The organism is Delftia sp. WSY_22 (assembly GCF_043104185.1).
Taxonomy (GTDB): domain Bacteria; phylum Pseudomonadota; class Gammaproteobacteria; order Burkholderiales; family Burkholderiaceae_C; genus Comamonas; species Comamonas tsuruhatensis.
This window is the reverse complement of the sequence record NZ_JBICKN010000007.1, coordinates 592,696-607,147: the sequence shown is the minus strand read 5'-3', so window position 1 is coordinate 607,147 and position 14,452 is coordinate 592,696. Positions and strand designations below refer to the sequence as shown.

Here is a 14,452-nt window from a genome sequence, read left to right as displayed (position 1 = left end):
TTCTCGGTTGTTATATTGACCCGATTGTGCCCATGCCACCCCGCCCAGACCTCCCGCCCCATCCCTTGCCCGCAGACAAGGAGCTGGTTCTCAAGGTCATTCCCATGCCCGCCGATGTCAATGCCAATGGCGACATCTTCGGAGGCTGGGTGATGGCGCAGGTCGACCTGGCAGGTTCGGTGCTGCCCTCGCGCCTGGGCCAGAGCCGCATGGTCACCGTGGCCGTGAACGAGTTCATCTTCAAGCAGCCCGTGCGCGTGGGCGACATCCTGTCGTTCTACTCCAGCGTGCAGCGCGTGGGCCGCACCTCGGTCACGGTCGATGTCGAGGTCTATGCCGAGCGCTTTGCCGACCAGGGCCGCTTCGTCAAGGTGACCGAAGCCCTGCTGACCTACGTGGCCATCGATGGCCAGGGCAAGCCCCAGTCGCTGCCGGACAACGACCAGGTGCGTTCCTGGCGCGCAGCGGCCGAGCGCAATGCAGAACGCAAGCAGCAGCAGGCCGGCTGAACCCGCCCATCTGCAGCCATGAAAAAAGCGACCTTTGCAGGTCGCTTTTTCATTTCCGGCGCAGGGGTGGCTCAGGCCAGCGAGGGCGTGACGCGCGGCTGCAGCGAGGCGGCCGCGCTGGCCGCGGCCAGCGCAGCGGAGCTGCTGGCGGCGCTGTCGCTGGAGGCGGCCGACGAGGAAGACAGGCTGGAGGCGCTGGATGCCACAGCCGAACCCGACGAGGACGAGCGCGGCGAGGAGCCGGCCTCGATCTGGCCCGTGAGCTCGCCGCCCTCTTCGATCACCACCTTGCCGTAGCGGATCTTGCCGCTGACCTTGCCCGTGCCGTAGATGACCAGCTTCTCGCGCACGGTCAGCGTGCCGTCGAACACGCCATGGATCTCGGCGATGTCGATTTCGGCCGTGCCGTGGAAGGCACCCTGCTCGGCGATCTGGATCACGCGCGAGTCCATGGTGGCTTCCACCGTGCCTTCGACGACTAGCGTGTCGCAGTCGGTGATCTCCACGCCCTTGAGCTTGATATTGGGGCCTACGGTGAGCTTGCTGCCCTGGGAGTCCTGCGCCACGGCCGATGCCTGGCGCTGGGCGGTCGACGGACTTGTCACGCTGGAGCTGGGCGTGACGGCACCGGAGGGGCTGCCGCCCGTACCGGTGGCGCCTATGCCGCTACCCAGGGTGTTGCGGGAGGTGAAAGCATCGTTGTCGCGCTTGCCAAAGAACGGGTTCTGAACAGCCATGGGTGGGTCTCCTTCGGAAAAATCCGATGCTACGCACACGAACTGGCAACAAATGCCGGCATCTCGCAAGAAAAGTAACCAGATGGTTCTCCCGTTTCATGTGCTTGCAAGCCTTTCTCGATCACACACCGCGCATGCGCAGGTCGCGCAGCGGACATGCGCAAATCAATAGGTGCATCTACACTCATTTCCATTCCAGGCCACCTGCCCCACGCCCCATGACCTCCTCCACCTCAAGCGCCGCCAGTCCGGTCTGCACCTGCTTCATGGTGCGCAGCCTGTCGCGCAAGATCTCCCAGCTCTATGACGACACGCTCGCGCCCAGCGGCCTGCGCGGCACGCAGTTCAGCCTGCTGGTGCAGGCGCGCAATGCGCCCGACGGCCCGCCCACCGTCTCGGCCCTGGCCGAGCAGCTGCACACCGACCGCACGACGATGACGCGCAATCTGCGCACGCTGCAGCAGGCCGGCTTCATCGACCTGGTTCCCGGCGCGGATGCGCGCAGCCGCTGCGTGGTGGTCACCCCGGAAGGCCGCGCCCGCATCCGCGAGGCTGCCGCCCTGTGGCGCCAGGCCCAGCAGCGCGTGCGCGAGCTGTGCGGCAGCGAGCAGATCGGCGCGCTCGAAAGCCTGGTGCTGGGCATGCTGCCCGTGCTGGAAACCGCCACGCAGGAGAGCGCGGAATGAGCGCCGCCCTGCCCTCCGCAGCCCCGGGCGCTGCGGCCAGCGGGTCCGCGCATCCGTTGGTCAGCGGCCCCATCGCCTCCACCCTGGTGCGCCTGGCCGTGCCCAACATGGTGGCGCTGAGCATGTCGGTGCTGGTCGCCGTGGCCGAGACCTACTACGTGGGGCAGTTGGGAACCGTATCGCTGGCGGCCATGGCCCTGGTGTTTCCGCTGGCCATGCTCACGCAGATGATGAGCAACGGCGCCATGGGCAGCGGCGTGTCCTCGGCCATCAGCCGCGCGCTGGGCGCAGGCGACGGCGCGCGTGCCTCGGCACTGGCCCTGCACTCCATCGTCATCGGCACCATCGCAGGCCTGCTGTACTCGCTCATCTTCGTGCTGTGCGGCGCCACCTTCTACGGCTGGCTGGGCGGGCGCGGCGAGGTGCTGGCAGCGGCCACGGGCTTTGGCGCCGTGCTGTTCAGCGGCGCCATCCTGGTGTGGCTGTGCAATACGCTGGCCTCGGTGGTGCGGGGCACGGGCAATATGCGCATGCCGTCGGCCGTGATCTTTGCGGCCTCGCTGGTGCAGATCGTGGTGGGCGGCACGCTGGGGCTGGGCCTGGGACCCATGCCGCGCTGGGGCATGCCGGGCGTGGCCGTGGGCAACATCGTGGCCATGGCACTGGCCGTCGCAGTCTTCCTGGCCTATCTGCAATGGGGCCAGCAGCGCCTGCAACTGGACTGGCGCAGGCCCCGCCTGGCCTGGCCCATGTTCCGCGACATCCTGCGCGTGGGGGCCCTGGCCTGCCTGTCCCCCGTGCAAACGGCGCTGGCCGCGCTGCTGCTGACAGGCATGGTCGCCCGCCTGGGCCCGCTGGCACTGGCCGGCTACGGCATTGGCCAGCGGCTGGAGTTCCTGCTGATCCCCATGGCCTTCGGCGTCGGCATGGCCGCCGTGCCCATGGTGGGCATGGCCATGGGCGCAGGCCAGGTGGCACGCGCGCGCCGCGTGGCCTGGTCGGGCGGCGCCATGGCCGCCGCCCTGCTGGGCGTGCTGGGCCTGGTGGTCATGGTCTGGCCGCAGCTGTGGTCGGGCATTTTCACCGGCGACCCGGCCGTGCGCGCCTACGCCGACCTCTACCTGCGCACCGTGGGCCCGGCCTTCGGGCTGTTCGGCCTGGGACTGGTGCTGTACTTCGCCTCCCTGGGCGCAGGCCGCGTCTGGGCGCCCGTGCTGGCCGGCACCGTGCGCCTGCTGATCGTGGTGGTGGGCGGCGGCTGGCTCATGTCCAGCGGCCTGGGCAGCGCCCAGTCGCTGTTCATCCTCGTGGCCGTGGCCATGGCCGCCTATGGCGCAGGCACGGCCTGGGCTGTGTGGCGCGCGCGCTGGGGGTGAAGAAACGCAAAAAGAAGGCCCGCAGTCAGCGGACCATGCTTCAAGAAACGATATACGCCGCCGTCCCCGTGGACAGCAAGCTGCCATCGGCCCCCAGGAATTCCATGCGCGTGTTGGCCACGCGCGAACCCAGCCGCAGCACCTCGGCGCGCAGGATGAATTCGCTGCCGATGCCGGGGCGCAGGTAGTCCACGCGCAGGTCGATGGTGCCCAGGCGCGAGAAGCGGTGCAGGCGCTGCAGCGGTGCGTCGTCCATGTGCTTGGCGCCGATGGCCGCCATGACGGCCAAGCCGCCCATGGAGTCCAGGCCGGCGCTGATCACGCCGCCGTGGATGCGCTGGTAGGCGGCGTGGCCTATGAGCTCGGGCCGCATGGTGATGCGGCCTTCAACCCGCTCGGGCAGCACTTCGGTGATGCGCAGGCCCAGCACCTGGTTGAAGGCGATCTGGCGCTCGAACACCTCGCGCAGCCCGGCGATGAACTCGGGCTCGAACTGCACGGGCGCCTCAGAGGCCTTCGTGGATTTCAGCACTGGCTGAAGTCCGGCTTGCGCTTCTCCATGAACGCGGTGAACGCCTCCTTGGCAGCAGGCCCGCCCATCAGCTTGCCGAAGCTCGTTCCCTCCTCGGCCATGCGCTCGCGCACCAGGCCGGACTGGCCGGCCTTCATGAGGCGCTTGGTCTCGATCAGGGCCGACAGCGGCTTGGCGGCCAGCTTCCTGGCCTGGGCCTGGGCCAGCGCATTGCATTCGCTGGGCGGCACGACGCGGTTGACCAGGCCCACTTCCAGGGCGGCCTCGGCCAGGAAGGGCTCGCCCAGCAGCAGGGCCTCGGCCGCGCGGTGGTAGCCGAGCATCTGGGGCAGCAGCAGGCTGGAGGCCGCTTCGGGGCACAGGCCCAGGTTCACGAAGGGCAGCGAGAAAGCCGCGTTGTCGCCCGCATAGACCAGGTCGCAGTGCAGCAGCAAGGTCGTGCCGATGCCCACGGCCGGGCCGCAGACGGCGGCGATCACGGGCTTGGGAAAGGCGGCGATGTTGTGCAGGAAGCGCCAGACGGGGCGCTGCTCGCCTTCCGGCCTGGCGGAGCCGCCGGCCGACTGCTTGAGGAAGTCGGCAATGTCGTTGCCCGCGCTGAAGATGGCCATGTCGCCCTGGAAGACAACGCAGCGCACGGCGGCGTCTTCGCCGGCCTGGGCCAGAGCGTCGGCCATGCTGGCGTACATGGCCTCGGTGATGGAGTTCTTCTTGTCGGCGCGGTTGAAGGTGATGGTGCAGACACCGGCTTCGGTGTGCACGAGGATGTCCTGGGTGGTTTCGCTCATGATGGTCTTGCCTTGCTTATTCCTTGAAATACACGATCTGGTGGCTGCTCGCCAGCATCACGCCGGCCTCGCTCCACAGCTGGGCGCTCTGGTCGAAGAAGCCGTTGCGAAATTCCTGGCCGCGCGCCTGGGCCAGCAGGTGGCCCGTGCCTGCGGCGGCCAGTTCCTCGCGCCCCGCATGGAAGTAGACGGTGATGGACACCGTGCCCGCCGGGGTGCGCTGTGCGCGGCGCAGCCACACGCGCGGGAAGAATACGTCAGCCAGGCCGGCCAGCGCGCAAAAATCCAGTGCGCGCGGCGGCTCGTCGCGCACCCACAGGCGCGTGAGGCTGTCGGTCTCGCGGCCATCCCAGGTCTGGGGAATGATGCCGTCGAGAAAGCGCATGTCGTAGCGGTTGAGCCATTCCACGCCGCCCAGCGGCGGCACGCGCGGCACGGCGGCGGGCGACGGCACCTCGGGCATGGCCAGGTCGGTGCCGCCCCAGGTGCTGCGCCGCACGGCCGTGACGGCCGTGGCCGTGGTGACGACCTGGGCATCGCCATCCTGGTCGGGCTGGGTGATGGTCAGCAGCCAGTGCTGGGTGGAGCGGTTGGTGCGAACGGGGCGGGCCTCGATGTCGAAGCGCCCCGCGCCCAGCGCGGCCGCGTAGTTGACGGTGATGGACAGCGGATCGCCCAGGCACAGCGGATGCTGCTGGATGGCCCGCACCAGCGCGGCGGCGGTGATGCCGCCGTACGGGCCCACCATGTTCCAGTAGTCCTGCGTGGTCTGGCCCTGGTAGTGGCCCACGGCGCCGGTGGGCGTGAGCGCCACGGCCTGGTCGAGAGGATGGATGTCTGTGCTCATGGCAAACGAGTGTGATGGCAAGCGGCGCCCGCGTCCGTCAAGCCGGCGACTCTGCGGGTGAGGGAAAGCGCGGGTGGGCCGCGGCTGCCGGCGGCTTGGTCCAGCCCGAGAACACGTCCACGGCCCGGCCCCAGAGCGCGTCGCGCATATCGGCGCGGAAGAAACCGAAATGCCCTATGCGCCGCAACTGCAGGGCCTTGGGTTCGATGCGCTCGATGCGGCTGGGGGCATTGGCGTAGAGCGCGAACAGGTGCTCGGTGCCGCGCCAGGTCATGAGTTCGTCGTCGCTCATGGACAGCGCCATCACCGGAAAGCGCACGGCGGCGTAGCTGCGCGCGGCGGCCTCGCCCTCGGCACCCACGCTGTAGCGCGGATTCAGGCACCAGCGGCGCCACTGCAGCATGACGCCGGCCGGCAGGTCGCCCACCTTGCGCAGGCACCGGCCCGGAAAGTAGCCGCACAGGCGCGTGGCCACGGGCACCAGCACATGCCAGAAATAGGGAACCATGCGCTTGAGGCGGGGCGCATTGTCGCGCCAGTAGCCGCTGCCGGCCGCAATGCTCAAAAGGCCGTCCACCAGCTGCGGGGAGCGCAGCAGGCCCGGCAGCTGGGCGCCCAGGCTGTGGCCGATCAGGAACAGCGGCTGGTCCGGCAGCTGCGCCTTGGCATGGGCGATGACCGCCTCGTAGTCGCGCGCCCAGTCGCACAGGTCGGCACGCACCTGACGCAAAGAGCCTTGCAGGGAATCGCCATGGCCTCGGTAGTCAAAGCTGGTCACCCGATAGCCCTGGCCCGCAAGCCAGGTGGCAAAGGCCTCGTAGAAGGCCTGGCGCACCCCCATGGCCCCGCCGATGACCACGCTGGCGCGCGGCGGGGCAGCGGGCGTGTAGACGCGCAGCGCCAGCGTGGCGCCATCGCTGCTGAGTTGGTGTTGTTCCATGGCTGTCTCCTGGTCGGTGCCGCAATGTGCTGACACCAAGTCAAAAACCGGCGCGGCCCCACGCCAGGGACACCAAGGAAGGGCCTAGGCCGGCCGCGCCGCCCCGCACCGAGGGTGTCGTCCCCCTCCCTCGCGCAGCGAGTAGAGAGGCGCCGTGCAACGGGGGAAGCGGCAAAGCCGCTCAGGGGGTGCTACATCCTCTCGAAGATGCCGGCGGCGCCCTGGCCCATTCCGACGCACATCGTCACCATGCCGTAGCGCAATTGCTTGCGGCGCAACGCATGCACCACGGTAGCCGAGCGGATGGCGCCTGTGGCACCCAGCGGGTGGCCCAGGGCAATCGCGCCGCCCATGGGATTGACCTTGGCGGGGTCCAGGCCCAGCGTGTTGACCACGGCCAGCGACTGGGCGGCAAAGGCTTCGTTGAGTTCGAACCAGTCGATGTCGTCCTGCTTGAGGCCCGCATAGCGCAGCGCGGCCGGGATGGCCTCGATAGGACCGATGCCCATGATGGCTGGCGGCACGCCCTTGCTGGCATAGCTCACGAAGCGCGCCAGCGGCGTGAGGCCGAAGCGCTGCACGGCGGCGCCGCTGGCCAGGATCAGCGCGCCTGCGCCATCGCTGGTCTGCGAGCTGTTGCCGGCCGTCACCGAGCCGCGCGCCGCGAACACGGTGCGCAGCTTGCCCAGGCCTTCCAGGCTGGTGTCGGGGCGTGCGCCCTCGTCCAGCTCCACGGTGCGCGTGCGTACCACGGGTTCGCCCTTGGCCAGGTCCAGGCTCCGGTCAGTGACCTCGATGGGCGTGATCTCGTCCTTGAACTCGCCGGCCTGCTGCGCGGCCAGGGCACGGCGGTGCGACTCCAGCGCAAAGGCGTCCTGCGCATCGCGCGAGACCTTCCACTGCTGGGCCACCTTCTCGGCCGTCAGGCCCATGCCGTAGGCAATGCCCACGTCGCCATCACGCTCGAAGATGGACGGCGACAGCGAGGGCGCGTTGCCCATCATGGGCACCATGCTCATGCTCTCGACGCCGGCCGCGATCATCACGTCGGCCTCGCCCACGCGGATGCGGTCCGCCGCCATGGCCACGGCCGACAGGCCCGAGGCGCAGAAGCGGTTCACGGTGATGCCACCCACGCTGGTGGGCAGGCCCGCCAGCACGGCGCTGATGCGCGCCACGTTCAGGCCCTGCTGGGCCTCGGGGATGGCGCAGCCGCAGATGATGTCCTCGATGGCAGCCGGGTCCAGCCCCGGCACCTGGGCCAGCGCGGCCTTCAGCGTGGTCGCCAGCAGGTCGTCGGGACGGTAGTTGCGGAAAAAGCCCTTGTGCGACTTGCCGATGGGCGTGCGCGTGGCGGCGACGATGTAGGCGTCTTGGATTTGTTTCATGGAGATTGCTCCTCGATCTCAGTTATTCATCACCCCCGCAGCCCCCGAAAAGGGCGCGCCCCAGACAACTGGCGTGCTCCAGACCAGGGACAGCGAGCAAGGGCCGCCCCGCCGCGAGGCTGTCGTCCCCCTGGGGGGGAAGGCGCGAAGCGACTCAGGGGGGACATATCAATTCCGGACGGGCTTGCCGGTGTTCAGCATTCCGAGAATGCGTTCATGGGTCTTCGGATGGCCGATCAGGTGGCAGAACGCCTTGCGTTCGAGCTTCATCAGATAGGCCTCGTCCACCAGGGTGCCCGCATCCACGTCGCCGCCGCAGACCACGTTGGCGATCAGGCTGGCCACATGCTGGTCGAACTCGCTGATGAAGCCGCCGTCACGCATGTTGACCAGCGAGCCCTTGATGGTGGCCACCCCGCTGCGTCCCGCCACGGGGAAGCTGCGCGGCAGCGGCGCCCGCCAGCCGCCTGCGGCCATGGACTTGGCCTCGTTGATGGCGACGAAGAGCAGCTCGTCCTTGTGCGGCACGATGAGGTCGCTGTCCAGCAGGTAGCCCAGCTTGCGCGACTCGATGGCACTGGTGCCCACCTTGGCCATGGCCGCGGCCGTGAAGCCTTCGGTCAGGAAGGGCAGCAGGTCCTTGCCCGTGCTGGTGGCGGCGTTCTCTGCCGCGCGGCGCGCGATGTAGGTCAGGCCGCCCGCGCCAGGCACCAGGCCCACGCCGACTTCCACCAGGCCGATGTAGCTTTCCATATGCGCCACGCGGCGTGCGCTGTACACAGCCAGCTCGCAGCCGCCGCCCAGCGCCATGCCATGGATGGCCGCAACCACGGGCACCTGGGCGTAGCGGATGCGCAGCATCAGGTTTTGCAGCTCCTGCTCCACGCTTTCGATGGCGTCGGCGCCGCCGATCACGAAGGCCGGCATGGTGGCTTCCAGGTCGGCGCCCACGCTGAACGGCGCATCGCCCGACCAGATGACCATGCCCTGGAAGTCGGTCTCGGCCACGTCCACGGCCTCCATCAGCGCTTCCATGACTTCGGGGCTGATGGCGTGCATCTTGTTCTTGATGCTGGCGATCAGGATCTGGCCGTCCAGCGTCCAGGTGCGCAGCGCCTTGGATTCGGCGATCGTGGTACCTGCCGTCTTCCAGTCGGGCAGGCTGTCTTCGCCCAGCAGCTTCTCGGGGAAGATCTGGCGCTCGTAGACGGGCAGCACGCGGCGGGGCACGAACTGGCCCTTGGCAGGGCTCCACGAGCCCTGCGCCGTGTGCACGCCGCCGGCCTCGGCCACCGGGCCTTCGAAGACCCACTTGGGCAGAGGTGCCTTGCTCAATGCCTTGCCGGCATCGATGTCCTCCTGGACCATCTTCGCCACTTCCAGCCAGCCGGCTTCCTGCCACAGCTCGAACGGGCCCTGCTTCATGCCGAAGCCCCAGCGCATGGCCTGGTCCACGTCGCGGGCGGACTCCGCAATGCTCTCCAGGTGGATGGCCGCGTAGTGGAAGCTGTTGCGCAGGATGGCCCACAGGAAGCGGCCCTGCGCGCCCTCGGCATTGCGCAGCAGCTTCAGGCGCTCGGCTGCGGGCTTCTTGAGCATGCGGCCATAGACCTCGTCGGCCTTGCCGCCTGCGGGCACGTAGTCCTCGCTGTCCAGCTCGAACTGCAGGATGTCGCGGCCGACCTTCTTGTAGAAGCCCTTCTTCGCCTTCTGGCCGAGGTTGCCCAACTCGATCAGCTTGGCCAGCACGGGCGGCGTGCCGAAGCTGGCGTAGAAGGGATCGGTCTCGGCGCTGAGGTTGTCCTGCAGCGTCTTGATCACATGGGCCATGGTGTCCAGGCCCACCACGTCGGCCGTGCGGAAGGTACCGCTGGATGCGCGGCCCAGCTTCTTGCCGGTGAGGTCATCGACCACGTCGAAGGTCAGTCCGAAGTTCTCGACCTCCTTCATGGTGGCCAGCATGCCGGCGATGCCGATGCGGTTGGCGATGAAGTTGGGCGTGTCCTTGGCGCGCACCACGCCCTTGCCCAGGCCGCTGGTGACGAAGGCTTCGAGCTGGTCCAGCACCACGGGCTGCGTGGTCGGCGTGGCGATCAGCTCCACCAGCGGCATGTAGCGCGGCGGGTTGAAGAAGTGGATGCCGCAAAAGCGCGGCTTGATCGCGTCGGGCAGCGCCTCGGACAGCTTGGTGATGGACAGGCCCGAGGTGTTGGACGCCACGATGGCGTGCTTGGCCACATGGGGCGCGATCTTGGTGTACAGATCGAGCTTCCAGTCCATGCGCTCGGCAATGGCCTCGATGATCAGGTCGCAGCCCTTGAGCAGCTTGAGGTGCTCCTCGTAGTTGGCGGGCTGGATCAGGTCCGCGTCCTCGGCCACGCCGATGGGCGAAGGCTTGAGCTTCTTGAGGTTGGCGATGGCGCGCTCGGCGATGCCGCTTTTCGGGCCTTCCTTGGCAGGCAGGTCGAACAGCACCACGGGCACCTTGACATTGACCAGATGGGCCGCGATCTGCGCACCCATCACGCCAGCGCCGAGCACGGCGACTTTCTTCACATTGAATCGGGACATGGATGTTCCACAAGTGGGAGGAAGGAGGCCGCTGCGGCCGCCTTCCGGAATGGTTTACTGCACGCGCACCCAGGTCTGGGTGCGGCCAAAGGGGCCGATGGAGCCGCGCACCTCGAGCTTGGCGCCGCCCTCGATGGGCGTCAGGCGCAGGGTGTAGGTCTTGCCGTTTTCGGGGTCGAGGATCTTGCCGCCTTCCCAGACGTCCTTGCCCTCGGCCTTCTTGGCGCCGCGGATGATCTCCAGCCCCTTGAGCGGCTGGCCCTTGCGGTCGTCAGAACACTCGGTGCAGGTGGCGGCCGGATCAGCGCCCTTGCGCAGGATCTGCTCGATGCGGCCCGTGACCACGCCGTCGTTCTCGGCCACGCGGATCTCGGACTTGGCTTCGCCACTCTTGTCGTCCACGCTCTTCCACAGGCCCACGGGCGTCATCTGCGCCTGCGCCGCGACGGCCGTGAGGCCCAGCACCATTGCTGCCAGTGCTTGATATGCCTTCATTTCAAACCCCTTTCGCCTAGAAAGGCGCACAGACCACGCTGATGCGCACAGCCCGTGCTCCCATGTTGGAGTGAAGCCGTTCAGGCCAGCGCTGCGTCCGTGTCCATCAGGGACTTGCTGCCCGCGCGGGCCGTGCGCATCAGCGTCGCGGTCTCGGGGAACAGCTTGGCGAAGTAGAAACGCGCGGTCTGCAGCTTGGCCTGGTAGAACGGGTCGGTGTTGCCCTTGGCGATTTCACGCAGCGCCACCTGGGCCATGCGGGCGAAGAAGTAGCCGAACACCAGGTGGCCCGCCACACGCAGGTAGTCCACAGAGGCGGCACCCACCTCGTCGGGGTTTTGCATGCCCTTGAAGCCGATCTCGGTGGTGAACTTGGTCATCTGGTCGCCCAGGTAGGCGATGGGATTGATGAACTCGGCCATCTTCTCGTTGACGCCCTCTTCCTCCACCAGTTGCGCCACCAGCTTGCCGAACTTCTTGAGCGATGCGCCCTGGTTGCCCAGCACCTTGCGGCCCAGCAGGTCCAGCGCCTGGATGCCGTTCGTGCCTTCATAGATCATGTTGATGCGCGCATCGCGCACGAACTGCTCCATGCCCCATTCGGTGATGAAGCCATGGCCGCCATAGACCTGCTGGCTCATGGTGGTGGCCGTCCAGCCGTTGTCGGTGATGAAGGCCTTGACGATGGGGGTCAGCAGCGCCACCAGCTCGGCGCTGTCCTTGCGCACCTTTTCGTCTGGGTGGTTGAACTCCTTGTCGATCAGGAAGGCGCAGTAGGTCACCAGCGCGCGGCCGCCTTCGGCATAGGCCTTGGCCGTCAGCAGCATGCGGCGCACGTCGGGGTGGACGATGATGGGGTCGGCCGGCTTGTCCTTGGCCTTGGTGCCCGACAGGCTGCGCATCTGCAGGCGGTCCTTGGCATAGGCCAGGGCATTCTGGTAGGCCACCTCGGTCAGGCCCAGCGACTGGTTGCCCACGCCCAGGCGGGCGGCATTCATCATCACGAACATGGCCTGCAGACCCTTGTTCGGCTGGCCCACCAGGGTGCCGATGGCGCCGTCGATATTGATCTGAGCCGTGGCATTGCCATGGATGCCCATCTTGTGCTCCAGCGCACCGCAGAAGATGGGGTTGCGCTCGCCCAGCGAGCCATCGGCCTTGACCACGAACTTGGGCACCACGAACAGGCTGATGCCCTTGGAGCCCGGGGGCGCATCGGGCAGGCGGGCCAGCACCAGGTGGACGATGTTGTCGGTGAAGTCGTGCTCGCCAGCGCTGATGAAGATCTTGTTGCCGGTGATTTTGTAGGTGCCCTCGGGCGCGCCGGCCACGGGCTCGGCCTTGGTGCGCAGCAGTCCCAGGTCGGTGCCGCAATGGGGCTCGGTCAGGCACATGGTGCCGGTCCACTCGCCGCTGGTCAGCTTGGGCAGGTACAGCTTCTTTTGCTCTTCCGTGCCATGCACATGCAGGGCCTCGTAGGCGCCGTGCGACAGCCCGGGGTACATGGTCCAGGCCTGGTTGGCGCTGTTGAGCATCTCGTACAGCGCCGAGTTCACCGCAAAGGGCAGGCCCTGGCCGCCATAGGCCGTGTCGCAGGACAGCGAAGGCCAGCCGCCTTCCACGTACTTCTGGTAGGCCTCCTTGAAGCCCTTGGGCGTGGTGACCTCGTGGGTTTCCTTGTTCAGCACGCAGCCCTCGGCATCGCCGCTGATGTTCAGCGGAAACGTCACATTGGCCGCGAACTTGCCCGCCTCTTCCAGCACGGCGTTGATGGTGTCGGCATCGACCTCGGCATGCGCCGTCATCTGCCGGTAGTCATCCGTGACCTTGAACACCTCGTGCATGAGGAATTGCATGTCGCGCAGGGGCGGGTTGTAGCTGGGCATTTGTCTTCTCCTGTGTTGGCGGGGTTTGCAGTGGATGCGGTGAAAACGGTGAAACTGAAAAATCAGGTCGGGCTGGCGTAGCGCGCCAGAATGCTCTCGAAGCCGTCGATGGCGCGCTGCATGGAGCCTTCGTTGCGCAGGAAGCGCGCCTCGTAATGCAGGGCCAGGATCAGGCCGTGGATCTCGAACAGCAGCTGGTTCTCGTCCAGGTCGGCACGCAGGTCGCCGCATTCGCGGCACTGCACGATGGTGCGGCGCATGGCTGCGTGCCAGGTCTGGACCGAAGCCGTCAGCGCATCGCGCACCGGCCCCGTGCGGTCGTCGAACTCCACGGCGCCGCTGATATAGATGCAGCCCGAGTCCAGCTCGATGGAGGTGCGCTTCATCCAGTTGTCGAACAGCGCCCGCAGACGCGCCACGCCGCGCGGCGCCTGAAGCGCGGGAAAGAACACTTCCTGCTCGAAACGGTCGTGGTATTCATGCACCACGGAAATCTGCAGCTCCTCGCGCGAGCCAAAATGCGCGAACACGCCCGACTTGCTCATGCCCGTCAGCTCGGCCAGAGCGCCGATAGACAGGCCCTCAAGGCCAATGTGCGTGGCCAGGTTGAGGGCAGCCTCCACAATGGTGGCCTTGGTCTGCTGACCCTTGTGCAGCGCGCGGCGCGGCGCGGGCGCAGCCGCTTCGTGCACGGAAGAGCCGGCCTTGGGATCGGCATTGGAGTTGGTCGGAGAGCGAGCGGTGCGGCGTGGGGCGGAAACGCTGGACATGCGAAATTCTTGTTAAAACGAACGTTCGTGCTATTTTGCATGGAAAGCTTGTCGCGGCGAAGACATGCGGGGGAAAACACCTAGCAACCCGAAGCCCCCTCCACCGCGTGCCCATGAAAAAAGCCACCGGCACAAGCGGGTGGCTTTGCTGCAGAGCGGACCCTGGGGTCCGCTGGGCCATGTTCAGACCATCAAGGCCAGGCTGGCTTCCAGATGCTCGGTCGGCAGGCGGCGGAAACCCGAGCGCGCGTAGCGCTGCAGGCGGCCCAGCGCGAACGACGTCAGCACGCTGGCGGCGACCTGGGCATCGACCGTCGGGGCGGAGGAGCCCAGCGCACCGGCGGCGGGGCGCAGGCACTGGCGCAGCGTGGATTCGATGCGGTCGAAGAACTGGTTCATGCGGGCCTGCAGGCGCTCGTGCTCGAAGACGATGGCATCGCCCACCATGACGCGCACCATGCCGGGGTTACGCTCGCCGAACTGCAGCACCAGCGAGATCACGCGGCTGGCCTGGCGCATGCCATCCACTGCGGGACGCTCTTCCTCCGGCACATCCCGCCCGACGATCTGCTGCACCAGCGTGAAGACGGATTGCTCGATGAACTCGATCAGGCCTTCGAACATCTGTGCCTTGCTGGCGAAGTGGCGGTACAGGGCCGCCTCGCTGACGCCCAGGTGAGCGGCCAGCGCTGCCGTGGTGATGCGTTCTGCGCCGGGCTTTTCCAGCATGGCCGCAAGCGCCTGCAGGATCTGCTCGCGCCGCTCCCCGGGTTTGGGGCGTTTGCGCGCAGGCGTGGGGGCGGAAGCGGAGGCGGCTTCGTCGGAAACGACATCAGCGCCAGGAGCGGATAAAGGCGACAGGACTTCAGACTCGGACATAAGCAGATCAACTATTTGTAAGTAATTCTCTCACAGCCCTCGGCGGCA

14 protein-coding genes are annotated in these 14,452 nt (G+C 67.4%); 3 read left to right on the top strand and 11 right to left on the bottom strand.

All coding sequences use genetic code 11. The annotated features are described in order from the left end of the window. Positions 1-32 precede the first annotated feature (32 nt). On the top strand, positions 33-509 hold the full coding sequence (locus ACF8NF_RS07825) for an acyl-CoA thioesterase (protein WP_012203278.1): 477 nt from the start codon (positions 33-35) through the stop codon (positions 507-509). 71 nt (positions 510-580) lie between these two features. Here ACF8NF_RS07825 and ACF8NF_RS07820 read toward each other — a convergent pair whose 3' ends face one another. Then, positions 581-1,246 carry a polymer-forming cytoskeletal protein gene (locus ACF8NF_RS07820; RefSeq protein WP_016446423.1) on the bottom strand — a complete coding sequence of 222 codons (666 nt, stop codon included), beginning with the start codon at positions 1,244-1,246 and terminating at the stop codon, positions 581-583. A 218-nt stretch (positions 1,247-1,464) separates the two neighbouring features. Here ACF8NF_RS07820 and ACF8NF_RS07815 point away from each other — a divergent pair, with 218 nt between their 5' ends. Together ACF8NF_RS07815 and ACF8NF_RS07810 are read left to right on the top strand one after the other, a co-directional pair. After that, positions 1,465-1,932 (top strand): MarR family winged helix-turn-helix transcriptional regulator, encoded by a 468-nt coding sequence (locus ACF8NF_RS07815; protein WP_013804191.1) that lies wholly within the window; start codon positions 1,465-1,467, stop codon positions 1,930-1,932. Beyond that, positions 1,929-3,308 (top strand): MATE family efflux transporter, encoded by a 1,380-nt coding sequence (locus tag ACF8NF_RS07810; RefSeq protein ID WP_392450376.1) that lies wholly within the window; start codon positions 1,929-1,931, stop codon positions 3,306-3,308. The genes ACF8NF_RS07815 and ACF8NF_RS07810 overlap by 4 nt, the downstream gene beginning before the upstream one ends. 40 nt (positions 3,309-3,348) lie before the next feature. On the opposite strand, the gene ACF8NF_RS07805 is transcribed toward ACF8NF_RS07810, so the two are convergent. The 10 genes from ACF8NF_RS07805 to slmA form a co-directional block, all read right to left on the bottom strand. Then, positions 3,349-3,840 carry a thioesterase family protein gene (locus ACF8NF_RS07805; protein WP_043819902.1) on the bottom strand — a complete coding sequence of 164 codons (492 nt, stop codon included), beginning with the start codon at positions 3,838-3,840 and terminating at the stop codon, positions 3,349-3,351. Then, a complete protein-coding gene (locus ACF8NF_RS07800; protein WP_392450375.1) occupies positions 3,834-4,628 on the bottom strand; it encodes an enoyl-CoA hydratase in 795 nt (264 codons plus the stop codon). The genes ACF8NF_RS07805 and ACF8NF_RS07800 overlap by 7 nt, the downstream gene beginning before the upstream one ends. Positions 4,629-4,644: 16 nt before the next feature. Continuing rightward, on the bottom strand, positions 4,645-5,475 hold the full coding sequence (locus ACF8NF_RS07795) for an acyl-CoA thioesterase II (protein ID WP_016446427.1): 831 nt from the start codon (positions 5,473-5,475) through the stop codon (positions 4,645-4,647). 37 nt (positions 5,476-5,512) lie between these two features. Continuing rightward, entirely contained in the window at positions 5,513-6,415 is a 903-nt protein-coding gene (locus ACF8NF_RS07790) for an alpha/beta fold hydrolase (protein ID WP_392450374.1), read from the bottom strand. A 191-nt stretch (positions 6,416-6,606) separates the two neighbouring features. After that, complete coding sequence (locus tag ACF8NF_RS07785; protein WP_061287125.1) at positions 6,607-7,803, bottom strand: acetyl-CoA C-acyltransferase; 1,197 nt, start codon at positions 7,801-7,803, stop codon at positions 6,607-6,609. A 168-nt stretch (positions 7,804-7,971) separates the two neighbouring features. After that, entirely contained in the window at positions 7,972-10,374 is a 2,403-nt protein-coding gene (locus ACF8NF_RS07780) for a 3-hydroxyacyl-CoA dehydrogenase/enoyl-CoA hydratase family protein (protein ID WP_017405914.1), read from the bottom strand. Between the two features lie 54 nt (positions 10,375-10,428). Further along, positions 10,429-10,869 carry a DUF2147 domain-containing protein gene (locus ACF8NF_RS07775; protein ID WP_016446431.1) on the bottom strand — a complete coding sequence of 147 codons (441 nt, stop codon included), beginning with the start codon at positions 10,867-10,869 and terminating at the stop codon, positions 10,429-10,431. Between the two features lie 80 nt (positions 10,870-10,949). Then, entirely contained in the window at positions 10,950-12,755 is a 1,806-nt protein-coding gene (locus ACF8NF_RS07770; protein ID WP_016446432.1) for an acyl-CoA dehydrogenase C-terminal domain-containing protein, read from the bottom strand. Between the two features lie 62 nt (positions 12,756-12,817). Further along, on the bottom strand, positions 12,818-13,525 hold the full coding sequence (locus tag ACF8NF_RS07765; protein WP_016446433.1) for a TetR/AcrR family transcriptional regulator: 708 nt from the start codon (positions 13,523-13,525) through the stop codon (positions 12,818-12,820). A 183-nt stretch (positions 13,526-13,708) separates the two neighbouring features. Further along, positions 13,709-14,404: a nucleoid occlusion factor SlmA gene (slmA, locus tag ACF8NF_RS07760; RefSeq protein ID WP_012203254.1), complete on the bottom strand. Its 696-nt coding sequence runs from the start codon at positions 14,402-14,404 to the stop codon at positions 13,709-13,711. Positions 14,405-14,452: the final 48 nt, after the last annotated feature.